This is a genomic window from Pseudonocardia sp. OZ21, from assembly GCF_059359135.1.
In genome coordinates, this window is the sequence record NZ_JCADBN010000003.1 from 359,188 (window position 1) to 386,110 (window position 26,923).

Genomic DNA, 26,923 nt, shown 5'->3' on the forward strand with positions numbered 1-26,923 from the left:
GAAGCCTGCACCACCGCCGCCGGCCGCGACCAGCTGGCGCCGCTGGACCCCGTCCGGGAACCCGGAACCCGGATACTGCTCCGACGGATGTCACACATGGAGCAGCTGGACCGATACCTTCTGTGCTGGCAGGACTACTGAGGGGAACACACGTGGCGCGGGATCGGATCCCGGTCGCACAGGAGAAGGTCCTGGCGATCAGAAGTGGCAACGCGTGTGCCTACCCGAGGTGCGGCGAGAAGCTCGTGCTCGGAGCGCTTCACCCCCAAGACCAGGACAAAGCTGTTGGCAAGGTCGCCCACATCGCAGCGGCCAGTGAGGGCGGCCCTCGCTACGACCCGTCGATGACGACCGCGCAGCGTGGCTCGGCCGACAACCTCATCTACCTGTGCGGTCCCCACCACGACGGGATCGACTCACAACTGCACTTCCACACGACAGCGTTCTTGCTGGAGGCCAAGCGCGTCCACGAGCGCAAGGTCGCGCGGGCAATCCAATACTCCATGGGCGAGGTGCGGTTCGAGCACCTGGAAATAGTTTGCAAAAGCCTCGCCTTGCAGGATATGGCCGTCGAGGGCGAAGTTGAACTTCCTCTTGAGATTGACGACAAAATCCGCCTGAACGAGCTGGGTGATGACACTCGCATTCTAATATTGCTCGGGCTGGCTCAGGTTAGCGAGGTGCGCCGGTTCATCACGACGATGAACAACTTCACCAACGACTTTGGCAACCGCCTGACCGCCCGCTTCAAACACGAATATTACGGCGGGGTTGCAGCTGGACTAGGAGGCGACGAACTCTATAGCTACGTGTATAGTTCGGCGCTTGAGCATGCCGGTCCTGTGGAGAGTGCTGAGGTGCAAGCAGCGGTTCTGGCAGTGGTTGCGTATCTCTTCAGCCTATGCGAGATTTTTGAGCATGAGCCGACTGCTGCCTGACAAGCATGTGGCGACCCGGGATAGCCTCGTCGGCCAGTCGGCACAGCTGATGGCCGCGCTCCCCGAGGCGGTGTCCGTCCCGCGTGCCTGGGCGCTTGCCCGTGATCTCTTTCCGCAGCAGCCATTCGGCCGCTTTGTGCTGATTTTGGATGTACTCGTAGCTTTGCGGCTCATCGAGCTTCGGGGGGAACTGTTGGTCAGGTTGGGTCGCAGTGCTGCGACGTCTTAGCTCAAACCACAACTCCTTCACCCCTTTAACCTTCACCGACGGCTTCAACGTCATCTTGGCGCACCGGTCCCCAGACGCGACGGACCAACACAGCCGCAACGCCCGTGGCAAGACGACCGTGCTTCAGATCATCAACTACTGCCTGGGCGGCAACCTGCCCGCGGCGCTGAAGCCGTTGGTCGAACACGAGTGGGTCTTCACGCTGGACCTCGACCTGTTCGGCGGGGTCGTGTCCGTCACCCGTGCACTGCGGGGCGGCACGCGCGTCACTCTCGATTACAGCGGTGATCCGGCTGCGGTCCTGGACAGCTACGTCGATGAAGAGCGGCGTACGAGCTTGGACAACTGGAAATTCTTGCTCGGACTGGGGCTATTCAGTCTGGACGCTGAGGCCGAAGAGAAGACCTTCCGGCTGTCGCCACGTACTCTGATCTCCTACATCGTCCGGCTTGAAGCGCTGCGCGACCCCCTCAAGATCGTGCCCGCACAGGCTGCGTGGAGCTCGCGTGAGCACGTGTCCTACCTGCTGGGGCTGGAGTGGCGGCACGTACGAAGCCTGACCAAGATCGCCAAGGAGACTGAGGCATTCAAGGCGCTGGAGTATGCCGCCTCAGAGAACCTTCTACCGGGCACTCTCGGCAATGAATCTGAGCTTCTTCTCGCTCGTGCCCAGGTGGCGCGCGAGGTCGAAGAGCTGCGGGCCCGCATCAGCGGCTTCCAAATCATCGACGATCCTGACCGGCTGCTACAGCTTGCCGACTCTCTGACTGAGCAACTACGGGAGCTGCGGAACGAGTCGTTGATCGACCGCCGGCTGTTGGACCTGTACCGCACCTCTGTCCAAGAGACCGACGGTGACAGCGACGCAGGCGACCTGCGAGACCTATACAACGAGATGGGCGCGGTGTTCAACGAGACCGCGCTACAGCGGCTCGAAGATGTTCAGGCCTTCCACGTAAAGCTAGTTTCAAACCGTCGGACCTTCCTACAATCAGAAATCACCACGCTCGAGACGGCCGAACGAGAACGGCAGGCGGCCATCCTGCAGGTGACAGAAGAGCGTGGCCGGGCGATGGCTGTTCTGCAGGCCGGCGGCGCACTGGAAGAGCTGAATGCCCTGTACGCGCAGCTCAACGAGGCCTCAAGCCAACTGACAGAGATCGACGCGGCTTTGAACACCCGTCGAGAGATTGCCGCTGCGAAGGACGATGCAGAGGTGCGGCGTGCCCAGGTACGCCAGATCGCCAGCGCCGAGCTTCGCCTGGAGCGCGGCAAGGTCGAGAGTCTGTCCGCTCGGTTCGGCCAGATGATGCTGGAGCTGTACAACCGCACGGGCGTGCTGACGGCCTCGGTCGACGACTTCGGCTACAAGTTCTCGCTCAAGGTGTCAGGTGTGGCCAGTAGCGGGATCACGCGGATGCAACTGCTGTGCTTTGATCTGGCGTTGCTTGCCGAGAACTCAGACTGGGTTCGTCACCCTAATTTCTTGGTCCATGACTCTGTTGTGTTCGATGGCGTAGACCCCCGTCAGATCGCTACAGCTCTTGGTCTCGCACGGCGGACTGCGAACGAGCTCGGGGCGCAGTACATCTGCACGATGAATAGCAGCGACATTCCGGACGATGTCGGCACCCAGGACTGGTTCAGAGACGGCGTACGCAGGACCGTGCTCGACACTGATGAGGGCGGCATACTCGGCGTCGCCTTCTAGGTCAATGCTAGACCCTTTCAACCGGTCATTTCATGTCCGCGAGTGAGGTTACATGCCAGGCTTGCGGATCGCGGAGGATCAGGGATCTCCGCCCGAGGCGCGGAGCCGGTCGCTGCAGGGTTTCGGTCGCCCTCAGCGAACAGCTGCCTTCAGTACGTCAGGTTCCTAGCTGGGGGAACGCGTCGCGCAACTGACTGAACAGCTGCCGGTACCCCATCCCGTACGCGCCGGCCGCGCCGGACAATGCTTGGTACGCAGCGGTCATCGAGTCGGGGACTGCACTGTGGAACAGCGCGACGATGGCCCAGTCCTGCCGCGTCTGTTCGATCTCGCCGTCGGGAGGAAGCATGACGGTGGTCCGCGGCACGGCGTCTGCGAACCTTGACCACATGTAGCCAGAGTCGTCAAACGGAGGCGGCACCGGTCGCCCCCGGCGCAATGCCGCAATCGCAGGTGCCAGCGCCGGCAAGTCAACCATCCCGGCCACCTCGGCCGCGCGTAGGGCCGCCCAGCAGGCGACAGCGCGATGCACGCTGTCGTCGGCCTCCGAGAGTGTGAAGACCAGGTCCATGTCCAGCGGCTCAAGGAACCCCGCAGAAATTCCGTTCACCGCGCGGAGTCGCTCGTTGGGGACTCGATCTCCCCAACGGTCCCGGTCGTACCGCTCCCGCCGCTCGCGTTCGTCTCGTGTCTCTTGAGCTTGTTCCTCAGCGGTGAGCGGTCGCTTGCTGTTCGCGCGGTGCCAGTACGCGGCGGTCTTGCTGGTCTGTCGGATGATGCGATCGGGCGCGGCTGTTCCTGGCCAGAACTGCAGCAGGTAGAAGTCGACCGGCTGATCGCCGGCCAGAGTGTCCTCGGCCTTGCCTTGGTCCATGCCGCGGGCGCAGTACCGGACTCGGTAGTCGCCGGGTGGCAGGTTGAACAGATACTGGTCTTGGAACGGGTGGAGTCCGATGTCTTCCGCCGTCGAGGTGAACGAGACTTCGACAGCTTCCTCCCAGACCTCGTCGAGTGGAGGCTCCGCCGGGTGCAGTTCCACGGTGAAGCCGACCTTACCCGTGTGCAGCCCTGTGACGAGGTGGAGCAGGCCGGGAACAGCGGCGCCGCACAGCCCATTCGCCTGGCCCCGGCACTCGTCGCCGATCTCCCACTCCCATCCCTCAGCGTCGTGGACGTTGACGAACCGGTAGTGGACCCATACCTCACCGGCGAACAGGGCCATCGCAACCATCGCTACCCCCGATACGGTGCCTCGCGCGCATGATCCTTCCAAGTGATGGAGCATCCTCCGCCGTGGGGGCCACCCACCTATGGTCTCCTGCCGACGTTTCGTCTCCGTCGACCCGCAGTGGCCCTGGGACAGATTCCCTCGGCTTGCGCCCGTAAGGGCAAGGCCTGGCGGGCGGGAAGGGCGCTGTGCGGCTGTGCGTCACGGCGCACGCTGGCCACGTGCTCAGGCGGCGAGCGCCAGCGCCAGGGAACCGACCACCGGCGCCGCGTACACCAGTGGGAACGGGAGGTGCGAGTACCACCGCGCGCGGAACACGGTGACGACGGCCCCGGCGAAGTACAGCACCAGCCCGACGCCGGCCAGGACACCGATGACCGGCACGAACAGGCCGACCACCAGACCTGCCGCCCCCGCGGCCTTGGCCGTACCGAGCCAGGGCCACCACGGGCGGGGCACGCGGTAGTCGGCCAAGGGCTGCACGATCCACTTGGCGTGGAAGAAGACGGAGCCGGCGGAGAAGGCCGCCATGGCGGCTCCCACGAATGTGACGACGGCGTAGGGGGTGGACATCAGAAACTCTCCTCACCAGGTCTCCGGAGGGCGGTGCGGGCCCGCTCCGGCCAGGGACTCGGTTGCTGTAGACCTGACCCCTCGACGCGCGCGGATGTGACAGGACGGGGGCGGCAGGTCTGCGCAGATGAGGCCTCGGTCGCGCTAGCCCGCCGTGTTGGGGGTCTCGAGATTGACGGAGGGCGTGGTGGTCTCGCTCATCGGGTCTCCATGGATCGGGCGAGCTCTCCGTTCGTGCAGTTTGATACGAGAGAACTCCGTCACTCCTGTAGATACCCGGAGGGCGGGGTCCTCCGCGGTGTGGAGCGCGCCCGTCAGGCACTTCGAGGTGGCGGTAACGACTGCTGCGAGCCGGGGGTTGGGGGCATGATCGCCCGAGATGTCATGGGAGAGGAGCACACCGCCATCCCATGCTCGGCGGCGACGCGATATCGCATCCGCCCATTGACCAGTCTTGGCTGGCCCACTCGAAGATCGCGTCCTGCCTGTAGATCCGGCCCAGTGCCACGGCGTCGGTCCTGGACAATCCGATGACGCCCGCACTCGCCTCGAGGTGACATCGGTCCTCGCTGCCGCCCTCCGGCGGATACCAGCGGAGTCCACGCTCGGTGAGGTCGGCCTCCAGCGCCTGCTGCGCGGCCCTGTTCGTCTGGTCGTCGCTGTCGGTGCCCCGCGGGTTCCAGGCGGTGATGACGTGGATTCGCGCCACCGGGCCGGCCGGGAAGTACGGCCCGCGTGTTCTGGCGGCGCCGGCTCCACGTGGAGGACCGAATCGGGAAGCTCGGCGATGAACAGCTCGCCGGGCAGAACCCGCGTAGGCCCGACCAGACCGAGCTGGTCGACGAGCATACGCAGGGTCTGCCACCCGACCACCCGGATCCCCAACGGCAGCGAGGTCAGCCCGTAGGGATCAATCTTGGTGCTGCCCCCGTCAAGCACCGCCCAGCCGTACACCGTGGACGAATACATGCCCGGCTGACCACGCACACCCCCTACAGGAGTGCGTCCGGTCCCGCAGGATCTGCGCCTGAGCGTCGGCGAGGGCCTGTCGCCGACAAACGGAGAAGGTCATGCCGTTCGGTTCCGACGCCTGCCCGAGCTGTGAACGCGCCTGCGGTCCAGGCTGGGCACGCCGTCCAGACGCTGCTGGACGAACAGCGCCGCTCATCAGGTCCCGGACGATTAGCGGTCGCGCGTGCCCCGGCCCGTGCGACCAACCCGAAGTATATGTTGGGCATCAACCGCGCGTTCGGGATCACAGAGTACAGCCCCGAAGGAATGTTCGCCGAACCGTGCGGAAAGCCCAAGGTCTACGGCGACGACGACGGGAACGGCACGCCGTCTCACGAGATGTCATCCAAGATCAGTCTCAGCTCCGTGTCGTATCTTCAGGGCAATGCTGTCGGATGGCCGTGATGACTTCCCGGCCGAGGAGCGTCAGCACCATAGGTTGTCCTCGCTCGGCGCGTGTCAAGAGCTGTCCACCGAGGTCGCGTTCGAGGCGGTTGATCTGCGTGACAAGCACAGACGGGCTGAGTCCGAGGGCCGTGGCTGCGGTGCCGATGGTGCAGTACTCGGCTGCCGCCGCGAATCGGTGCAACCGGCTCCATGCTCCGTGACCGGTGAATGCTGGTCGGAGGACGCGGGGCGCTGTGGTTGCTTGATCGAGTGTGAGTCGGACCTGGTTGTGACTTCCTCCACCGCGCGACCGGAGAGGAATGCGGTGAGTATTTGCCCAGCGGGCCATGTTCGCGGTGCTCATTCCGGTTTCATCAGCGAGGTCAGCAAGGGTGCGTCGACGGTTGACGTACTGATCGTGGAGCCAGTCACGGCTGATCACGATGCCGGAGGGGCGGCGGCGTTCATGACGGGCGATGCCGTATTCGTCGAACAGGCGGGCGATAGTGCCGCGACTGACGCCAGCATGTTGGCCGATTGCTCGGAGGGTGAGTTGTTGCTCGCCGTAGAGGTGGGTAAGGAGGTCTTTCGATAAGGTGCGGCGGGCTGTAAATCGATGGTGTCCCGTGGCTTGGGCTTGAGTGCCGGTCAGCGGACGCGGGGGCGCGGGATGATGTTCGAGTACGTACCGGACCATGTCGAGTGTGATTCCGAGCCTTCGCGCGGCGTCGGTGAGGGGACCGCGGCCTTCGCGGACGAGGCGGTGCAACGTCGGGATGTCAATGAGGCCCGGGTTGTCTCCGGGGAGATCGAGGCCGTCGAGCAGACTAGTGGATGGCTGCCAATCCACAGGTTCGTCGCGGACCCCTTGGTGTGCCAGGAAGTCCTGAGCAGCCTCTCGCAGATGCGTCGCTACCTCGGGAGTGAGAAGGGCGGCAAAATGCAGAAGCCGATCCCGCATATAAGGGCCATCCACAGCGAACGACCCAGGTGCTCGGTCGGCCGGCATTCCGCTGATCTTTTCGAATAGTAGACCTCGTGCGAGTCGAAGACGGCGTTGTTGACCGGCGAGGAATCCGGTCTGCCGGCAGAGGTGACGCCATTGCTCGTCAGGGAGCAAGCGGCTGTAATCGAGCTGACGGCGGCGGTGATAGTCGATCGGAACCAGGACAGAGTCCAGATGATCCGCGAGCCGGATCAGTGCAGCCAAGATGTGGGGCCAGCGAAGATTTGCTGCCAACCCTTGGAGGACGCGTGAGGTGTCGCGAGGATCGGCGACCGCATTCAAGGCATGAGTCGCATCGCGCAGGGTCCGACGGGTTCCGACGAGTAGCAGCGCGACTGATAGCGCGGGTCTCAGTGTGGGCAGGTATACGCCCTTGCCCGGTCGTAGCCGCAGTGCCCAGTTGGTCCAGAGCATCGTTGGGAGGCGATGGTGTCGCGATGATGCTTTCTCAGCGGGAAGCCGGTGGTGGGGCGTCTCGGCGGTCGTCCGGTAACGCACTTGATCAGTGGGTTTCAGCATGGGGCCGAGCGCGGAGATTTGGACCGCTTTCAGTGTTGCGCTGGTACCTTTTCCCCAGCGCCCAATGGTGGTTGGGGTAACCGCAGCGCCGTTTCGTCGGGCGGTTTCCAGCAGCCAGCGAAGAGATGCTCCGGCGATTCGGATCGTGTCCGCGTCCAGGATGGAAACCGCTGCGGTGACGCCAAGCGCGGCGATAACGCCGTGGGCCGGGGCCATGAAGCCGGGGCGTGCTGCAGCATGGGTAAGTCGGTGATGACCGGCGGGTTGAGCTAGGGCGTGGTCGTAGTCGGCCAACAGGTCATCCGGGAGAGCGTTCAAGTCGCTCCGGTCCGCATAGCGGAGGATTTGAGCTGCGAGGGCACGCAGGTCCGACAGTGCCGTCGGCGTGGGCTCAGGTTCGACGGAGTAGACCCCGAACCGAGCCTTGCCCTCGTTGATGATATTGAGAAGAAGCTGCTGGGAGTGAAGTACCGGATGGCCTTCCGGGAACTGCGTCGTCGTCGCACTGGTCAAGTCGGTCCCGCAACGGGGTGCGGCCTTGCCGAGCGCTTCTGGGCCAGCGGGTTGGACACACGTCCCTGGCCGGGACAGGTCAGTCAGCAGCCGGCGGCGAGGAACACGTCCACAGCCAGGACAGCTATCAGCGAGTAGCCGCCGGTGGATAGTGCAGGCGAATGACCATCCCAGCCGCCAGCTCAACTGCCAGCGACCCCCAGTCTCGGCAAGGCAGTCGGGACAGTAGCGGGACCCGGTGTTACGTCCCCAGAGCCGCCCTCGCCGTACCTGGCGTGTGGCGTGGTCGATGAACAGGGCTTGACCGTCGTAGCGGCACAATGTCATTGCCTCAATGGTGCTGCGCCCAACTCCGGTGACCCCGGCCAGAGCGTTGATCTCGGATGGCCGAAGCAGCACCGTCCACTCGGTCGGGATACCGCCGGCGTGATCAACACTGCGGCGCGGCGATCCAAGTTCGGGCAACAGCTCACCGAGCGGGGTGTGCAGTCGGTAAGCGAGGGCCGCCAACCAAGAGTCGAGAGCTTCGCCCGAGATCGGATCCAGGCGGATAGGTAGCGCACGCTGCTTGCTTTCAGGCATTGCGTCGATATCGAGTAGCGATGCGGGGGCGAAGCCATCGCGGAACGCGCTTGTGCGGGCCATCTCAGCTGCTTCGGATTTTTCAGCAGTTCGCGAGATCCTGGTCAAGTCAATCAGCTCACGTGATAAGAGGCGGAGCGCCGAGAACCGCTACTCATAGCACTCCTGCTCAACTCGAGAGCATTGTCATAGGGGGCCATCGGCACTTGCCGATTCGACGACGAAAGGTTGATCGTCAAACGCCAACACACCTCCGCATCCTTGCCAAGTTCGGCTGTGAACCTAAGTCCTCGGAGGCGCATCGTACGAGCCGCGCACACGCCACTCTCGCGACGCCGGGGAGTTTCCCGAAATATCACCCTTTCAGGGTGTTTTCAGGAGCGTACTATCTCCGAAAGTGTGGTCCGGACGTATTTGACCCATCAGGTTGGAGGCCTACCGATGACGTGACCGGCGACTAGGGAGGGGTCCGTAAAGGGTTACCACCCGTGGCGATAATCATATAACTGATAGGATGTGGGATTCTGACCGATCAGGCCTAGCCGGCCTGCCGTCGACGCCAGACCAATGGTCCTGGTTGCGGCCTCGCGACCTCCTGCACGTGTCAACACGATGGGCTGATCTTGTCAGAGCGGGGCCATAGCAACCACGACTGGCGTTAGCGCCCCCACCCTAGGCACAATCAACGCAGGCGATCATCACGACCAGCGGACTGCATGTTGCTCGATCTTGTCGATCCGTGCAGCCAGTTCACTCAGACCTGCATCATCAAACCTGAAATGGAGGACCTCCGAACCCGCGTGTTGAGCACACATCCCATTCGGACTGTCGCAGCTGACAAGGTCGACGTAGATCTGGAAGTTGTCCAGAAATCCGTCAGTGTCTACGGACTCGCTGCACACGAGCAGCGTGGTCGGATGGACGTCATCATCGGGGTCCGGTGAGCTCGACGAAGCGAAGTGCCTCAACGAGTCGGGGAACTCGAACCGCATCTGCGCTAGCACGCCGTCCGCTGGCTGCTCGACCCATCCGCGGCTCAGCAGCAGCTTCCGCAGCGACGGCACCGGGTTCGAGCTGGCCGGCGCCTCGTCGGGTTGGGGGAGGTGCGGGTCCCGGCGTTCGGTCAGCACGCGTTCGGCGCAACGCTGCTTTCTCAGCCTGCTTCCTTTGCCCACCGCGTCATCGTGGCCCACGCTCGGCGGCTGTTGCCGCTCGACGCGCCGCAGACACCCGCCTGGGCGACGGTCCACCCTGACAGGCCACACTCTTCGGCCCCAGCGCGTGCCGGCCAACCCCCCTCTCATCGAGAACTCGAGCGAGTCGTCACGCAGAGCCACTTCGAGACCCAGCAGATCAGAACCATTCCGAAATGTGTATCGAGTGTTGCACCGGAGATCTACGGTTTGGATCATCGTGGAACCTGCAGGAGAATTAGGTTAGCCACTGCGCTCGGGAGTAGTCACCGGTTTCGACATTCTTCCAGTTCGAAAGTTGTGACGGTCGAGTTCGTAGAGGGCGGCGCGACGGCCGCTGTCGGTGAGGTTGTAGTAGCTGCGGCGTCGTCCAGGCCCACGTCCGGGCGGTGCACCGGCGAGCCAGGATTCTTCGTCTTCGGGGCGACTGGTGAGCCAACCTGCTCGATGCAAGCGGTGCAGCATCGGATAAAGGGTGCCTTGGTCGATCCCGGTGCGATCGAAGATTTCCAGGCCATAGAGCTCGCCCGGATGGTCGATGAGGTCACGCAGGAGGGTGAGGACTGGGTGGCTGATGCGGAGTCGGTAGGCGACAATGTCGACGGAGCCTGCAGGTGGAGCGGTGTCGTGTGGAACAAGCTCGCGTGGAGCGCTTTTACGGAGCTTTGTGATGGCCTGGGACTCCGCTTCAGCGAGGGCAATGGCCTCAGGCATGGGGCGGAACTGGTGGTCTGGCAGCGCAGCGCGCATGAGGGCTTGGATGTGGTCGTGTTCGAGGTCGAGCAGCAATGACTGGCCGCGTTGGTTGGGGCGGTGGGGCTTGCGAAACGTGGACCGGTGAAACAGCGGTTCGCCGATGTCATGCTCGAGTCGTTGAAACTCGGCACTGAGAACACTACGTGCAGCGCCGAGGTAGCTGGCGGCGGTTAGGACACTGGGGAACGCCATGGCGATCTGGAAGCGGTGGAGGCGCAGCCAGCCGTGCAGTGTGCCTTCGACCGCTGCCCGGATGTCCGGCGGGACTTCCTCGTCGAGAACCCTGATCATTTGCTGGACACTGGTGACGCCCTGCGGGCGTACCGGGATGCCCAGTCGGTGCAGGGCATTGCTGACGGTCTGTTGATCGACACCGAGCCCGACGGCGATATCGATGGTCGAACGCAGCCGTTCGCAGTATTGCTCGCGGAGCCAGTCCGGATCGACAAGGAGCCGATTTTTACTATTCAGGGTGACCCCCGCCCGTTTGGCGAAACGGGCTATGATGTGTCTACGGATTCCGGTGTCCTCGGCGAGCTCACGAAGGTTCCGTCTCTTGTGGATGTATTCGCGGTCGAAGAAGTCTCGGGTGAACAATCGAGCGGCCCGTTGTTCAACGAGCCAGGCAACGGGTGTTGCTCCCTGAGTCCATTGTCGATGCGGGCGGTCCAGGCGTTCCAGCGCGAGCCGAACGTGTTCGCTGTGAACGCCCAGCGCTCGCGCCGCCTCGCTCACCGGGCGGTGTTCATCCACGATCAGACGAGCGATCGTAGCCATGTCGAGCGTGTCCGTGTCTATCCCAGGCAGGTCCAACCCGTCGGCGAGACTGGCGGGAGGTGACCAGTTCAAAGGTTCGTCGATCCCGAGATCGGTCAGCAGCTCGGTGGCACGGTCTTTGAGTGCCTGCCGCAGTGGTTTGGTCAACGACGCGGTGAAGACGACGTAACGGCTGCGGTCGCTGACGCCGCGAAAAGCCAGGGAGTGCCGAGGGTCGGCGAGGTCGGCCCCGGTGATCAGTTGATGGAGATGGCGTTGGGCCAGTAGGAGCCGCCCGGCGGGACCGCTGTCGCCGGGATGGGCTCCGACCGAGCAGGCGAGGTCTCTCCACCGCGGCCAGCTGATCGTTTCGGCCGGGACGTGCTCACGGCGGTGCTGGTAATCGATGGGTGAGCCGACCTGGTCGAGGTAGTCGGTGATGCGGCAGAGCATGGTGAGGACACGGCAGAGACTGGGGTGGCCAAACTCATCCATGAGGTCGGTGAGCATCTGCGTGATCTTGATTCGCCGGACCCTGGGGTTGAGCCGTGTGGTCAGGGCGGATAGGTCGCGGTCGGGGTTGCCTGGTATGAGCAGGCAGATACTGAACGCGGCCCGAAACAGCTCGGGGCGGAAACCGGCGACCGGCAACAGGCGTGCTGACCAGTCCGGCCACAACATCTGCGGGATTGTCTGGACCCGCCCGCCGACCTCGGTGGGCGGGATCGTCTGGACCCGCCTGCCGACCTCGATGCCCGGGTCACGAGCTGCAGGTGTCACGGTTCTCATCCGCAACCGTTCGGTCGCCAGCAGGTCGGGGTCGGCGGCACGGAGATACCGGTTGCGGAATCGGGTCGACAGGGCCTGCCAGTGCGAGGCGGACATGCCCGGTGGCGGGATCCTTGTTCTGGTCGGCAGTCCGGACAGGACCGGGCGCACCGCGATGATGGCCGCCTGGTCGCTGCCGTCCAAAATGGCCTTCACGTGGATCAGGGCGGCCGCGGTGAGCGCGGCATCGATGGTGGCATAACTGCGGCGCTGCCCGCCCTGGTTTGTGGGGCGATCCGGGTTCAGCCCGCTGGCGGCGGCGTACAGCCTGTCCCGATTGTCCAGGAGCAGCCAGGAGACCACGAGCGGAAGGTCGGTGAGCACCGTCGTGGCGTGCTGCCGGTCGGGTTGTCCGAGAGCGGTGACTAGTTCCTCGATCCACACCTGGACGTTGAGGACGTCGTTGGTGACCGGGATGACGGCCGCGGTGGTCAAGTCCGCGCCGCACCGGGTCCGACGAGACGGGCCGCGACTGTGCGTGCAGGTGGCCGGCGGGATCGCGTTGACCCCCCCAGGCACTTTGCGCCGGGGTGGGGCACGGCAAACCGGGCAGGTGTCGTGCAGCAGCACTCGGTGCTGCCGGCAGGCGACGGTCCAGTTCAGCCGCCAGGACAACTGCCAGCGGCCGTGGGTGTCGGCCAGACAGCGCGGACAGTACCGGGAGCCGCCCGGCCGGAGTCGGAGCACGGTTCTGGATGAATCGCCGACCGCACTGTCCAGGCGCCCGGCCGCCAGCCCAGTGGCGCGCTCGACGTGCCGCCACAGCTGCGGGGCGACGCCGTAGAGCAATCCGCTAATGAATACTGGGGGCTGGGCTAGGCCGACCATCACCAACAGCGCTCGCGGAGCAACTCGGTGGCGGCGCGCCAACTCCTCGATCCACGAATCCGCGCTCTCCCCCTCGCCAATACCAGCGCGCAGCGGCAGCGTCCTGATCGCTGGGCCGTTGATCATGACTGTCCGCTGCCGAGTCGTGCACGTCGGGCCATCCTTGCTGTTCGGCCCCACCGCGACCGCACGCGGTTCATCCCGCATGGCGCCGGGCCGACCTGGTGCGCGTGGTGATTCGGCGGGCAGCAATGGCTGCTTCCAGTTCACGCCGGGCGATTTCAGCGCCGTCATCGTTCTTCACTGCGTCGAGCAGGTCTTGGTTGAGGTGTTCGGTCCGGGTTCGGACGGCGCGTTGACAGCCGCGGACGATCAGCGTCATCAGCGAGCCGATATGGCCGGTGCTGCGGGCGAACAGGTAGTCGCAGAGGTCGTCGGCGAGCATGCCGGGGTGTTTCTCGGCCAGCACGAGTCGTTGTTCGAGAGCCAAGAGCAACTGGCGCCACTCATGCCGGCCCTTCTCGGTGTCCACGGCGAACGGGCGCATGTCCAGCCGGGTTGTGCGTCGTCCGGTCTGGGCCAGAACCGCGTTGGCGTAGGAGTCACCTTCGGAGAACAGGCCGCGCTCAGCCAGGCCGACGCCGATGAGCACCAGCGTCACCGGGAACTCGTTGGCGACATACTTGAAGTGGTTGCTGATCTCCACTCCGGACGTCGCGCGCCACCGGAGAAAGTGCAGCTCATCCACGATCAAGAGCTTGACCTCGCACGACAACACGCAATCCAGAGCCCGGTGGGCGAACTGGGCAGTCGTCCCGGTGGTTCGTCCCGGGTGGGCGAAGTATTCGAGCATGGCGCGGTTAAAGTCCTTCATCCCGGTGTTGCCGTTCAGCCCGACCCGGCAGACCGGCCACCGCTCATGGCCTTCCTCGGTGAACTCGCCGGCCTCAGCGATCTCGCGGCGGTGGAACTGCTTGGCGAACGCCAGCACCGAGGTGGTCTTGCCCAATCCGGGGAACGCATCGATTGCGATCGCGCCCTTGGCCTTGTCTCCGTCCTGAGCGTTGCTGTCGAGGATGTCCCACAAGTCCTCGTGTAGCTCGGCCAACTGCGGGGTCTTGATCGGCCCGAGGTTGGCGTGCCAGACCCGCCGCCGCTTGTTGTAGTCGATGCGGGCAGCCTCCCCAAGGCGCCGCAGGTCCTTGCTGGTCAGCAGTTCTGGCTGGGTGCGGGTGGCCGCTTCGACGAAGGCGCGCCAGCCTTCCTTCCGCGCCAGGGTCAGGTTGTCCAACTGTGCACGGCCATTGGCCGGCCGTAGTTCGCCTGCTGCGGGTTGCTTGCGGCGTGTGATGGTCACGCGTCCCCCAGGGCGTCGGCGTAGAAGTCGTCCCCGGCGTCGACAGCTTCGAGGTCATCGGCGTCGTCATCGCACGCCACCGGTTCGCCGGGTGGTTCGGCCAGTGCTTCGTCGCGAGCCGCGGTAGCTGCCAGGACGCGCGCCACTGATGGCAACGCCAACGCCGGATGCCCCTGGGGTGATTCATGGGGCAGATCGATGGCGGCCTGTTCGCGGGAGAGCCGCAGCGCGATCCGTCGCTCCGGCAGCGTCTGGCCCAATCCGATGTGCCATCGCTCCAGCAGGTCCGCAACGGCGATCTTGTCATCGGGGTAGGTGTACTTGGTCGCGGCTAGCTTGCGCGCGAACTGCAGTGCGTCCTCACTTAATGGCATCTCCAGCGACGGGGCGTGCTCCCACGTCAACGTGTGCCACTTCCTGGTCTTCGGAGCTCGGAAGTAGACGCGGGTGATGTCATCGGGATCCACCTGGAACGGCCAGCGCCCCTTGGCGCTGCCAGCGTGAGGGCTCGCTTCATTCTCGTACTCCTTGAGTACCCCGCTCTTGTCGCGATAGAGGCGGCCGTCGATCTCCACCCCGTAGTGCTGGATCGTGCGCCAGTCGGTCTTGAGGAACTCGTAGCCCAAATCCGGGTCACGGGGAGCCTCGATGTAGCCCGCCCGCGCGATGCCGTGTTCGAACATCATCGCCGGGGACATCCGCATCTTCGGCAGATGCGGATCGAGTAGGCTCCTATGGGGTCTGTGGTGATAAACGGTCGCAACCCACTCACGGATGATGGTCTCGAGCTCGTCGAGGAAGAAGAACGCGTCCCCTTCAGGATTCAGTCCACGGGAATGGAGATCCGGCCCCTTGTAGCCCGGCAGGGCCTGCAACAGATCCTCCCGCAATGTCCGGAAGAACCGCTCCACCGGCGCCTTGTCCCGGCCCGTCCGCAGCCGAGCTGGCTGGATCGAGATCCCCATCCGACGACAGACACTGGTCAGATGCTCGGACAAGTAGATCTTGCCGTGGTCGACCACGATCGTCTCCGGCACCACCGCCGGCGACGCCGCGCCCGGTCGCTCGATCACGGCCGTGTCCAGCAGCACCGACCGAGGGATACCGTGCTCAGGCCAGACCGCATACGCAGGCCAATCCCGGCCCGCTGGTCGCGGCCGAAACAGCTGATAAAGCACCGAAGCCGCGTCGACCGACTTGGTCGACACCGGTGTGAGCCGCAGTCCGACGACACAACGGTCGTACCAATCCATCGCCACGGTGAGCTCGGTGTTGATCCATCGCAGCGTGACCGGGTCCAACGCGAACGCATCCAGCCGTGTGGTATCCATCAGCACGTACTCGCCCGGCCGGGTCGGCCGCAGCTTTCCGTAAGCCTCTCGTGGCCGGTCCGCGATGTCCCGATTGCGCTTGCTGCTCAGCCGGAATGTGGGATGCCGCCGCTCCAACTCCGCCAACACCCGAAACGCCGCTGCCCGACTGGGAAGCTTCACCACATCCGGCCCGCAGCGAGCAATGACCCGGGCATTGGCCCGGTTGATGACCATCGTCCGGGAGGGCTTCGACTCGCCGGTGTGCTCGATCATCACTTCCAACGCCGTCTCCACCCAGCGCCGGTCCGCGTGTCCGATCGGTCCGCTTGACGTCAAGTCTTTCTTGGGGACCAGACCGGCCTCGCCGTCGTTCTGGAAGGCCTGAACCCAGCGCTGCACCGTTCGAACGACGATGCCCAGCTCGGCAGCTTTCGCTTCGTAACGCTGATAGAGAGGCAGATCCGGTGAATACTCAGGACGCGGCTCGTTCTCCGTAGCTAACTCGGAGCTGCCAGACCGATAACCGGTCAACACTTCACGGACGTGGGCTGCTCGTTCCAGCACGTGCGCTCGTTCGGTGGCAGCCAGCTCCGCCAACCTCACGCTGGCGATGTCACCAGGATCATCAGCAGATGGTCCTGGTCCATCCGGGATCACCCGCGCCCTCTCGGAAGTCAATAGCTCCCGGACCGACACTCGGATGATCTGGCAGCTGCTGGCGTTTCTCAGCACCACCTCGATGCCGGCCGTCGTGCTCAGCATCTCCGCTACCTGGACAACCTCTCCGTCAAAGAGGAAGCGAGTGCCGACACCAACTCGTATCGCCGCGCCACTCATCCCGCCCTCCTCAGCACATGCGCGGTGCTCAACGGCTGGGTGAGATCAACCAAGAAGCATCACCGCCACAGCAGATGCAACATCGCCGACCGCACCAGCGGCCGTGGTCGCCCGGGCAGGCTCCCGAACGCCTGTCCCACTGTCGCACCGTCCAGGTCGGTCGCGCGTAGCTCCTCCACCAGGGCCGAGTCGAACAACCAGTCGCGACGGTAGCCCGCCAGGAGCTTCACGTTCGCCAACTCCGCAGGCGGCGGCTCGCTCCAGATCTCGTACCGCCACCCGCGTGACTCGACCAGTCGCCTCGTCCAGCCGATGATGAAGGCACTTTCTGGCTTGCGGGCGCGACGGGCTGGCTTGACGTCCACCACGATCGGCACGTCGTCGGTGAACAGCAGATAGTCCGGAATGCGCCTCCGCACAACCCCCGCAACCGGGACCGACAACAAGAACGGCTGGGCCACGATGTGCTGCACCGAGACGTCGAAGTCCGCGTACAACAGCCGGGCCAGTTCCAGACGGGACTCGTAGATCACGAAGTCCCGCTCGGTCGCCGTCCACAGCAACCCCGAGTAGTGCTTCTGACCCTTGTACCAGCGGAAAGTGCGCCACGGCAACGCCGAAGACAAAGCTTCAGCGCCGACTGTATGCCATGATCGGACATGCTCTTCGGCCTCGCCTGGGCTTCGGAAAGACACAGATGCTGACCGTAGGTCAACGTCTTCCGTCACGGCCGCTCCTCCCCCACATCGTCAGCTAGCCACGTCAGCAGGAGTTACGCTCTACCTTCGATTCCTCCCCAGACAGAATCCGAGTCGGCGCGTCTGATGAAAGTCACCCTAACGGCCTAATATCAATCAGACCTGGGTGCCGTCGGGTCGAATATACCCGTGTGGTGCGTGTATTCTTGGTGGATCTTGATTCGTACGCGGTAGTGATCGACGAGACTGATCGCTATTCGGCGCGAAGCGGCGAACCTCAAACCGGAGCACCTATATTCGAATCGGTGCCGACGCCCCTCCCAGCCATGCTCGACACCGTGCTGATGCCAAACACGCCTTGCCCGCCCCCCGATGTCCGCAGCTGCACCGCTTCGAGTCCGGACCCGACCCCGTCAGCACCTTGGAGCGCGAGGCCAGGGGTTGGCGGGGACGCGACGTCGTTCCTCACACCACCCCGCAGCGACCTGCTCGGACGGCGTCCCGGCGAGGATGGTGTGCACCGCGTCGAGTGTCGGCCATTCCTGCTGATGGTCTCTGCCGCGAACGCCTCGCGATGCTAAGCGGCGAAAGACGGCTCTCGGGTCGTCCAGACACAGCGCCGGCGCCGGGCGACCGTGACTGCTCGAGATCGGCCTTGTTGCCCTCGACGAACCACCGAGGCCGAGCGGTGACCGGCCCCTGTTCCATCGGGGATGGTGGTGATCAGGTCTTGCGGACGATGCCGGTAAACCCGGCCACAAACAGCGCTGCCAAGGCCCAGGCGGCGACCTGCAGCAGCCAGGTGCTGACGGTGAGGGCAGCACCGGTGGCGGTGCTGGTGGCTTCGCAGCGGGTAGCCGCGGCGCGGGGCAGGAATGGGGTGCCCAGGTCGAGGCCTTTGCCGATGCGCTCGAGCAACGTGCACGTCTCCGCGAGCACCGGCGCGGGAGCCTGCCCAGCGACTGCCGCCGTCATGGCGGGGGCGGCCGGGGTGGGGCCCGCGGAGCGGGCGAGTGCGCCGTAGGCGCCGAGCGTGACGGCGAGCGTCACGGACGCGGCGAGCACTGCGCCCAGGTACAGCAGGGCCCGCCAGGGTTGATAGCCGTATCCCAATAACAAGCCGGTGATCCGCGCCCACCATCGGTCGCCCCGGCTCAGGCCACCACGGGCGATCTGGTCCTGCCGTTGCGCGATCAAGATGGCCCGCACGTCACTGTCGTGCCCCTCCGATCGATAGGCGGCTGCGAGCTGCTGATAAGGCTGCGCGGCATAGGCGGGGGTGGCGGTGTGCAGCAGCTCCAGCCAGGCCTCCCGGTTTCGCGTTCTTTCCCGCGCCAGCTGCGGGACCCCGCTGTAGGTAAGCCCGTCGACCAGCCATCGGTGCAGCGCATCAGACGAGCTGCGCACATTGCCGCCGACCAGGGTGAGCTTGCCGCTGATCCGCCCACTCAGGCGCACCACGCCACGTTCGCCGGCGCCCTCGGCGAGGAAGCCCTCGTCAAGAGATACATCCCCGCCGGTCTGAAGACTGCTGACCTGCAGGGCCGGGCCGGCCGGGTTCCGTAGGGTGGCACCCGAGAGGTGGAGCCCGTCGCCGATCCGCGCACCGACCATACGGACCGCGCCATCCTCGCCGGTGCCCTCGGCGGTGAAGCCCTCGATCAGATACACATCCCCGCCGGTCTGCAGACCGTCGGCGAACAGGGCCGGGCCGGCGGCGTTCCGTAAGGTGGCATCCCAGAGGTGAAGTCCGTCGCCGATCCGCGCACCGACCATACGGACCGCACCACGTTCGCCGGCGCCCTCTGCGGTGAAGCCCTCAGTCAGATACGTATGGCCGCCGGTCTGCAGCCCGTCGGTGAACAGGGCCGGGCCATTGGCGTTCAGTAGGGTCGCGCCCTGCAGGTGGAGCTGGCTGCCGATCCGCGCACCGAGGAGTCGGACTGCACCATCTTCGCCAGCGCCCTCGGCGGTGAAGCCCTCGGTCAGGAACACATCCGCGCCGGTCTGCAGCCCGTCGGCGTGCAGCGCCGGACCTGTGAGGTTGCGGATCGTTGCGTTCCGTAGGTGTAGCTGGTTGCCGATCCGCGCGCCAAGCAGTCGGACCGCACCATGCTCGCCAGCGCCCTCGGCGGTGAAGCCCTCGGTCAGGAACACAGTGCCGTGAGCCTGCAACCGGTCGGCGTACAGCGCCGGACCGTCAACGTTGCGGATCGTCGCACCCGACAACTGCAGGTGGTCGCCGATCCGTGCACCGAGCAGTCGGACCGCGCCAAGCTCACCGGCGCCCTCGGCAGTCAAGCCTTCGCCGTCGAACGCCCCGATACTGTTGTCCAGCATCTCGGCGTGCAGGGCCGGGCCACTTGTGCTGCGTACTGTAGCGCCCGAGATGTTCAGTGGGCCGCCGATCCGCGCCCGGGTCAGGCGGATCGCGCCATCGTCGCCAGCGCCCTCGGCGACGATCACCGAACCGTCAAGCCGCAGCGGCCCGTCAAGAACGAGGGACTCGGCGCCAAGGGCCGGCTGATCAGTCTGGTGCAGCCGACACCGCACCAGGCCCAGCCGTGGCAGATGGGCCTGTTCTGCGGAGACGCCTTCCTCGAGAAGGCAGCCATCTAGCCATAGCGCCACCGGGGTGTCGACAAGGTCGAGATCGAGCCGACCTCGGATCCGGGCGCCGCGCAGGCGTAGCCCGCGCGGATCGACCGCGTCGGCCCCGAGCCCGCGGCACAGCAGCAGCTCGCGTAGGAACTTGGCGTCCACGTCGTGGTCAGACCCCCAACCGCGCATCACCTCCTCTTCGAGCATGTCCTCGACGGGGGTTCGCGGGATCAGGTTCACCTCGGTGCCGCTACGCAGCGCGGCAGACAATCGGGCATCGATCGACGCCGAGCCACTGGCCGTGGTCACGCCCTCGCCAACCCCCCGCCTGTGTTCAACGTCGGGCGCTGATCTTGGCAGACCAGCGCCACCAGTAGCAGAAGGGCCACGCAGGTGTACGTGGTGTTCGGCAGTCATCACCAGGAACGTCAGACCGAGCATCTAGAAGACGGCCGGAGAACGCATCGGCCTCAGTCGCTCGCAGTCGAGCGAGCGAGCCCGACCTGCAGGATCGGTGTGTCGAACAACGGGTCCAGATGCCTGTCAAACAGGTGGAGGCTCCAGCGACCAGGGCCGAGGGCGTTTTTCGCGAGAGGCGAGAGCGGCGCGCGGTCTGTCGCGCGGTTCGAGCCTCGCAATACACGGACACCGCACCTACCAGCCGAGATCAGCCTACTGAAACCATTCCCATCGCGAACTGTCTCGGGTTCGCGCAGCCTTCGCCAGTTCTGGCACTACCTCTGGAACCGACCGATCATGAATGCGCACAAAAAGGGCAACCGCCTCACTGCCAAGTTGATGCAGTGCGGCCCCGATCGAGTCCTTCGGGCGCTCGCCGCACTTCATACACAAATAAGAACGGCGGCGAATCCAATGTGTGATTACTTGGATTTGACAGTCGCGGTCTAAGGACGGCATGACCTCAAGAACCGTTCGCCAGTAGTCCTTCGAGCGCTTTGCGATCGATAGTTGCCCTCGCGCGTCGAAGTCAGCCGGACTCAACCAGGGCCGCAGTAGAGTCGTCCATTCGCGAGTAACGCTGTTCGCTGCCATCTGCACTGACGGGATGACCAGCCCGTTCTCGTCCCAGATTGGCTGGTCTGGGCTTCCCCACACCATGTAGCGGCGCTCCCGTTGCGCCTGCTCACTTTTCTATCCCCGCTCCCACCGGTATCGGTAGTAACGGAGCTGGCCCTGCTACAACTCCTCAGTCTCGAGAGCGCTGGCCAGACGGATCGCATGCTCTCCTGCCGCACGGAACACCTCAGGCTCAGTCCGGGCAAGCTCCTTATAGAGGTTAACGGCTTCCTGGGCGGCGGTCAGTCCTTCGGCCCGCCGGCCCGCCTCGCCGAGCCGGACGGCGAGGTTGTTCACCGACATGGCGAGGTCGGGGAGGTAGGCGTCACGATTGAATGCGACCAGCTCCCGGCGGAGATCGACAGCTTCCTGGGCGGCGGCCAGTCCTTCGGCCCGTCGACCCGTCTCTGCTAGGTCAACGGCGAGGTTGTTCACCGACATGGCGAGGTCGGGGAGGTAGGCGTCACGATTCAATGCGACCAGCTCCCGGCGGAGATCGACAGCTTCCTGGGCGGCGGGCAGTCCTTCGGCGTGTCGGCCCGCCTCGCCGAACTGGATGGCGAGGTTGTACACCGACATGGCGAGGTCGGGGAGGTAGGCGTCACGATTGAATGCGACCAGCTCCCGGCGGAGATCGACAGCTTCCTGGGCGGCGGCCAGTCCTTCGGCCCGCCGGCCCGCCTCGCCGAGCCGGACGGCGAGGTTGTACACCGACATGGCGAGGTCGGGGAGGTAGGCGTCACGATTGAATGCGACCAGCTCCCGGCGGAGATCGACAGCTTCCTGGGCGGCGGCCAGTCCTTCGGCCCGTCGACCCGTCTCTGCCAGGGCAACGGCGAGGTTGTTCACCGACATGGCGAGGTCGGGGAGGTAGGCGTCACGATTCAATGCGACCAGCTCCCGGCGGAGATCGACAGCCTGCTGGGCGGCGGCCAGTCCTTCGGCCCGTCGACCCGTCTCTGCCAGGGCAACGGCGAGGTTGTTCACCGACATGGCGAGGTCGGGGAGGTAGGCGTCACGATTGAGGGCGACCAGCTCCCGGTAGAGATCGACAGCTTCCTGGGCGGCGGCCAGTCCTTCGGGCCGCCGGCCCGCCTCTGCCAGGTCAACGGCGAGGTTGTTCACCGACATGGCGAGGTCGGGGAGGTAGGCGTCACGATTGAATGCGACCAGCTCCCGGCGGAGATCGACAGCTTCCTGGGCGGCGATCAGTCCTTCGGCTCGTCGACCCGTCTTTGCCAGGGCAACGGCGAGGTTGTTCACCAACATGGCCAGATCAGGCAGATACTTGTCGCGATCAGCAGTGGCCGCTTCCCGCAGCGTGGTGACCAGGGCTGTCGCGATGCTCACGCTGATGTCGGCCAGGAGCAGGCTGGATCGGGGGAGCGCGATGGCGAGGTTGATCAGGGTGGGCGGGTCAGCGGTGGCGACGAGTCGGCGGAGGGCGTCCAGGAGTGGACCAGGCTCGACGAGGCGAGGGGCGACGGTGAGCGCGGCGGCGCCCCCGCCGCCAAGCACGATCTCGGCGATGGTCCCGGCGAGGTGGGGGTGTAGGGGATGGGCTCGCCCGAGCAACGTCAGGCTGTGTTCGAGTTGCGCGCCGGACGCGGCGGCGAGGGTGTCGCCGACGAGGGTGGGGCAGCGGCCCTGCCTGTCAAGGGCGGTACCGATGAGGTGCTCGGCCAACGAGTCGGGTTGTAGGCCCGACCAGTACTGCTGGCTGTCGCTGTAGAGCGTGGCGAGCCATTCCACGATGTTGGAGAGGAGATCTGGGTCGGTGCGGGGCAGCAGCGCCGCGATCACCCGTCGGGCCTCGTCCGCGGTTGCGGCGCCCCAAAGCGTGGCGGCGGCGACCAGGCTGTGCCGGGTGATCGGGCCGAGGGCGACCTCGTGCCGTTTTGCGACCCGTGACCAATATCGGCTCTCGTGCGCGAGTAGCACCTCGCCCGCCCCACCACCTGCGTTCGGGGCGACCGGATCACCGGCCTGCAGCAGCGCGGCGAGGGCGTCGGTCTGCACGGCGAGGATCGTCCGGAACCGCGTCCCCTCCAGCGGTGGTGCCTCAAGCCCTGTCCGAAGGGCCGTCCAGTCGATGTGGCTGTAGCCGTCCAGCTTGCCGAGGCGCGGCGCGATCGCGGCGGTCGCCTGCTCCCACGCCTTTCGGCGGCCGTCGGGGGTGGCTTCGAGCGAGCTAAGTTCGACCACGATGTCGTCCTGGTTCAGGACTTCGAGCTGGGGGTTGGCATCGATGCGGTCGGTGCGCCATGCGCCGGCGGTGCGTGCGAGCAGTAATAGTCGGACCTTCGCCTCGGCGCGTCCCATCGCCGCGACGAGCGCGGTGAGCTGGTGCGTGCGACCTTCGGCGTAGTCGACGACCACCAGGGTAGGTTCGCGGACCTGCCCAAGGACTCTGATTGCGTCCGGGGTGGTGGTCTCGGCCAGCATCAGTGTCGACCAACCCTCGGCGGCCATCGTGGTGGCGAGCTGGCGAGCCAGGCGGGTCTTGCCCTGCCCACCGGGGCCGGTGACCAGCCGGAGTCCCGACCATGCCGGTTCCCGGCACCAGGCGACGAGCTGGGCGAGCTCAGGGCGGGGCCGAAACGGGGTATCGGCCACGTCAGCGCGCAACAGGCCCGCTGGCGATGCTGGCGCCTTAACCTCTGTCCCGAGCCCGGCGAGCTCGACCGGCTCCACGATCGGTGCGACGCCGGTGTGCTCGGCGACGAGTGCGGCGAAACTCGGGTCCGTGGCGACCGTCGTGATCGGCACGACGATCAGCCGGCGGCTGTCGAAACCTGCCGGATCAACCGTCACGACTCCGACCAGCACCTCCCGCTCCAGGAGGTCGGGACATCGCAGCGCGGCACCGGACATGCCCGCCCATGCTGACTCACCCGGCTCCGATCGGGCGGGCGGGTTGGTGACCTCTACGGCGTACAGATTGGACTTGACCATGCTGCCGGGGTTGAGCAGGCCGACTGCTTCGTGGCTGTCTCGCTGTCCCGGTGTCGCCACCACCTTCGGGAAACCTGTCGCTCGGCAGTCTTGCCCGACGCGGGTAGTGACCAGCCGACCCCACCGCACCGGATGTCGCCACGACGGCACCGACCAGCCAGGGGCTATGACAACTAACAGCGCGACGTCGACATCGCCGACGTACCGGTGCCACGCCACCTTCGCCTCGACCATTCCGGTCTCGGTGCGCACCTGCACTCGCGGGATCGGCCGGCCGTGAACAGTGACCACGTGGGCGGCGGTCAGGACCATGCGGCCCCCCAGTAGATAGCCCGACCCACTCGACCACCGCCGACCGTCCGCTTGGTCAGGTCGATAGCCATACACCTCGACCGCGCGCCGCATCCCGAGCCGCCTACTCGCAGCCTCTCGTCGCTACTTTGCGGGCGGAGCGTTGATGTCGTCGTTGACGACATACTGGCTGCCGTCGGGATTCTGCGGGAGCAGCTCGATGCATACCTTGTGCACCGCCCCCCGGGTGCGTTCCGACTTCGCATCCGCCGTGAGCACCCAGAACTTCACCCCACCGCTCCCGCCGGCAACCGTCTTGACCTCACCGCTGAACTCGAGCACGACCTTGCCCACCCCGAAGGTCAGCACCTGACCGGCTACAACCCGTCGACCAGCAAGCTGCGCCTCCACCAGCTGCTCGCGCACAACCCCGATCGCGTCCGCCAGCTCGACAAGTCCGTCCTCACCCATGCCAATCCCCTCCCCGGTGCCCTATCAAGATTCGCCGCGCCAGCCGCGTCGTTACACCGGTCCGGCAACAAGGCCCCTGTGTCCTATACGCGGGTGCCGGTGCTCGTAGTAGGACCGGTAGTAAAGACAGGGGCCGGACTGCTGCTTGTGAGCTGGACGATGTGGAACGGCACGGGCGGTCAGCCCTGGCCAAGAGCGGGCGCCTGATACAACGGGCGTGTCTTGGGACGGTGTCCGAGTACCTCTACTACAGCAGCTACCAGGCTTGCTCGGCGTCGGCTGGCCGCGCGTCGCGCGGTCCGACGCCATACCGGTCGGTGTGACGCCAGCCCTCACACGCCGTCCACTTCCTGTGGGTGCGGCGCTACTCGGCCACCTGCTGTGCCAACTTCCACCCCCGAACTCGCTCGTGGTATTTCCGACGGCCCTCCGGTTCTTCGTGGTCTGTCGGCGTTCGGACCTCGAACAGCTCGGCGATGAGGTTCACGCACGCTACGTGCGCCGTGTCCATGAGGTGTTCGAGGGCGGCGGCATTGGACGAGGCGTTGATGTTGATCGCGGTGGCCCACGTCGTCGGTCGGTAGCGCGCCAGCTCGGACAGGCCGAAGAGGACCGCGTACCAGGTGACGAGTGGGTGGAGTGGCCCTGTGTTGCCTGACAGCGTCGGCGGGAGCCACAGGCTCCCCTCCTACCAGTTCGCGTAGGCACGCGGTCCCATCTCGCCCATCCCGGACATCTCAGTGATCTGTGCGGGCCTGGCGCCGCGGTCGAACGACAGCGACGCGCAGAGCCCCGGGGGGTCGAGCAGGAGTATCAGTGGGCCACGTCGGGGCACTGTTGCTGGTTGCGATGACGTGGAAGTTTCGGAGCACTGGGTAGCGTTCGATCACTTGCCGCTCGACGCGTGCCTGAAGGATGAACGGGAGTACCTCGTCGACGCTGCTGGCGCCGACGTTCAGCCGTGGTCGACGGACAACCTCAGTTGGCCGAACCGCCCACGTCGCAGCGACTGAACTCAGACCACGAGCGTCGGAACCGCCGCCGTGGCAGCCGGCTGGACCGTCATCTCCTTCATCACCTGAGCTGGCGGGCGCGGCGCTCGCGAAAGCAACACAGCTCCTCAAAGGCGGCGATGTCGACCCGGGAGACCGCGATGCGTATCCGCAGGTCGAGGCGATCCGGAGAATCTCAGACGTGCGGTCTCCAACTAGAAGACGCCTCAGGCCAGTCATGGTTCCAGCTGATGGTCGGGGTGCACCCGCAGAGGCACGACCTTGTACAACTCTGTTGTACGGGGGCCGGCGGCGGGGTAGGCGTAAGACACGGGGCCGTGTTCCTGCCAGCTCACCCTGCCATGGCCGCCGCGCTCAGCCCAGTGTTCAACACCGGCCTTCGCCTTCTCCTGGCTGAGATAGACGTGTGCGAAGTACTTGGTGTACGGCGCGGGTTCGGAGTCGGTGTGGTCTTCGACCAGGTACACCATGGCCAGTTCGCTCATGATCCTGATCATTCCGCATGCCACCCAGCAAGTGCATACGACGATACGGCTGCGCCGCATCGCGCCAGCTGCGGCGTATGCAGAAGGAGAGCATGACGACCAGCTTGGACACCGAGGTCGCCGCCCGCGTGCGCCAGTGCGGCGCCAACAATCGCAGTGGTGTCTCCGGCTTCCTCGAGCCCTTGGGGCGCCAGGATGAGCTGCGCGAGGGGCGTCGATGCGATGGTCCGCTGATATGCGCAGCACTCCAGCTACGTCGAAGCTAAGCGCGTCGCCGCGACTGATGAGCTGGGCGAAATCGCGTGAGGCGTGGCGAGGTCTGGCGCTACGAACCCGTCATAGCCCGCGATGGGCAGTCCACAGTCCGGTTGATCGTCTCGGCGGACTAGGTCAACCTCAACGAGGGTCTGCCGATCGTGTACGTCATGCACGTGGTGGGCAGCGACCCACAGTCGCTGCTCGCCGTGCGAATCGGTGACCTGGGTTGGGCTCTCGCCACCGAGATCGACCGACCCATCCGCAAGCGCCTCACCGAGAAGCTCGGCGACGCCACACAGCTGAGATGGACCAGGTCGACTACGCCCTGCGCGCCTTATTCGACGTCCGACCGAGGTTGCCGCGGCTCGGGCCCTGACCTTGCCCGTCAGCCGTCAGAACAGGACGGACGTGCGCCGAGTCGATGCGCAGCAGAACGGCGGGGAACACACATCGTCGTCCCAGCCGTCGAGAACCGCCTCTAGGTAGGTCGGTCGTGGGTTTCCTGGGAC

General features: G+C 65.4%; 17 protein-coding genes and 1 pseudogene. 3 read left to right on the forward strand and 15 right to left on the reverse strand.

The annotated features are described in order from the left end of the window. Positions 1–344: 344 nt before the first annotated feature. From AC5L35_RS08575 to AC5L35_RS08585, 3 genes are read left to right on the forward strand one after another with little or no spacing between them, the layout of a single operon-like run. A complete protein-coding gene (locus AC5L35_RS08575) occupies positions 345–938 on the forward strand; it encodes an ABC-three component system protein (RefSeq protein WP_495059018.1) in 594 nt (197 codons plus the stop codon). Then, positions 919–1,167, forward strand: a complete 249-nt coding sequence (locus tag AC5L35_RS08580) for a hypothetical protein (RefSeq protein ID WP_495059019.1) — start codon at positions 919–921, stop codon at positions 1,165–1,167. Before AC5L35_RS08575 ends, AC5L35_RS08580 begins: the two co-directional genes overlap by 20 nt. After that, positions 1,151–2,878, forward strand: coding sequence for an ABC-three component system protein (locus AC5L35_RS08585; protein ID WP_495059020.1), 1,728 nt, complete (start codon positions 1,151–1,153; stop codon positions 2,876–2,878). The genes AC5L35_RS08580 and AC5L35_RS08585 overlap by 17 nt, the downstream gene beginning before the upstream one ends. Positions 2,879–3,035: 157 nt before the next feature. Here AC5L35_RS08585 and AC5L35_RS08590 read toward each other — a convergent pair whose 3' ends face one another. From AC5L35_RS08590 to AC5L35_RS08660, 15 genes and pseudogenes are all read right to left on the reverse strand, one after another. After that, on the reverse strand, positions 3,036–4,100 hold the full coding sequence (locus AC5L35_RS08590; protein WP_495059021.1) for a hypothetical protein: 1,065 nt from the start codon (positions 4,098–4,100) through the stop codon (positions 3,036–3,038). A 231-nt stretch (positions 4,101–4,331) separates the two neighbouring features. After that, positions 4,332–4,679: a DoxX family protein gene (locus AC5L35_RS08595; RefSeq protein WP_495059022.1), complete on the reverse strand. Its 348-nt coding sequence runs from the start codon at positions 4,677–4,679 to the stop codon at positions 4,332–4,334. 382 nt (positions 4,680–5,061) lie between these two features. Next, a complete protein-coding gene (locus AC5L35_RS08600; RefSeq protein ID WP_495059023.1) occupies positions 5,062–5,544 on the reverse strand; it encodes a DUF3293 domain-containing protein in 483 nt (160 codons plus the stop codon). 504 nt (positions 5,545–6,048) lie between these two features. Further along, positions 6,049–8,115 carry a LysR family transcriptional regulator gene (locus AC5L35_RS08605; RefSeq protein WP_495059261.1) on the reverse strand — a complete coding sequence of 689 codons (2,067 nt, stop codon included), beginning with the start codon at positions 8,113–8,115 and terminating at the stop codon, positions 6,049–6,051. 144 nt (positions 8,116–8,259) lie between these two features. Further along, positions 8,260–8,760: pseudogene (locus AC5L35_RS08610) on the reverse strand (TniQ family protein); the annotation flags it as partial. A 635-nt stretch (positions 8,761–9,395) separates the two neighbouring features. Next, on the reverse strand, positions 9,396–9,872 hold the full coding sequence (locus AC5L35_RS08615; RefSeq protein ID WP_495059024.1) for a hypothetical protein: 477 nt from the start codon (positions 9,870–9,872) through the stop codon (positions 9,396–9,398). A gap of 261 nt (positions 9,873–10,133) precedes the next feature. Next, positions 10,134–13,352 (reverse strand): TniQ family protein, encoded by a 3,219-nt coding sequence (locus AC5L35_RS08620; protein WP_495059025.1) that lies wholly within the window; start codon positions 13,350–13,352, stop codon positions 10,134–10,136. After that, positions 13,255–14,415, reverse strand: coding sequence for an AAA family ATPase (locus AC5L35_RS08625; protein ID WP_495059026.1), 1,161 nt, complete (start codon positions 14,413–14,415; stop codon positions 13,255–13,257). Before AC5L35_RS08625 ends, AC5L35_RS08620 begins: the two co-directional genes overlap by 98 nt. Next, positions 14,412–16,565, reverse strand: a complete 2,154-nt coding sequence (locus AC5L35_RS08630; protein WP_495059027.1) for a TnsB C-terminal domain-containing protein — start codon at positions 16,563–16,565, stop codon at positions 14,412–14,414. The genes AC5L35_RS08625 and AC5L35_RS08630 overlap by 4 nt, the downstream gene beginning before the upstream one ends. A gap of 59 nt (positions 16,566–16,624) precedes the next feature. After that, a complete protein-coding gene (locus tag AC5L35_RS08635; RefSeq protein ID WP_495059028.1) occupies positions 16,625–17,293 on the reverse strand; it encodes a TnsA-like heteromeric transposase endonuclease subunit in 669 nt (222 codons plus the stop codon). 693 nt (positions 17,294–17,986) lie between these two features. Next, on the reverse strand, positions 17,987–20,173 hold the full coding sequence (locus AC5L35_RS08640; protein WP_495059029.1) for a hypothetical protein: 2,187 nt from the start codon (positions 20,171–20,173) through the stop codon (positions 17,987–17,989). Between the two features lie 888 nt (positions 20,174–21,061). After that, positions 21,062–24,301 carry a tetratricopeptide repeat protein gene (locus AC5L35_RS08645; protein ID WP_495059030.1) on the reverse strand — a complete coding sequence of 1,080 codons (3,240 nt, stop codon included), beginning with the start codon at positions 24,299–24,301 and terminating at the stop codon, positions 21,062–21,064. Between the two features lie 30 nt (positions 24,302–24,331). Further along, positions 24,332–24,658 (reverse strand): trypco2 family protein, encoded by a 327-nt coding sequence (locus tag AC5L35_RS08650; RefSeq protein WP_495059031.1) that lies wholly within the window; start codon positions 24,656–24,658, stop codon positions 24,332–24,334. A 364-nt stretch (positions 24,659–25,022) separates the two neighbouring features. Next, positions 25,023–25,337, reverse strand: coding sequence for a YaaC family protein (locus AC5L35_RS08655; RefSeq protein ID WP_495059262.1), 315 nt, complete (start codon positions 25,335–25,337; stop codon positions 25,023–25,025). Between the two features lie 549 nt (positions 25,338–25,886). Next, positions 25,887–26,156, reverse strand: coding sequence for a hypothetical protein (locus AC5L35_RS08660; RefSeq protein WP_495059032.1), 270 nt, complete (start codon positions 26,154–26,156; stop codon positions 25,887–25,889). Positions 26,157–26,923: the final 767 nt, after the last annotated feature.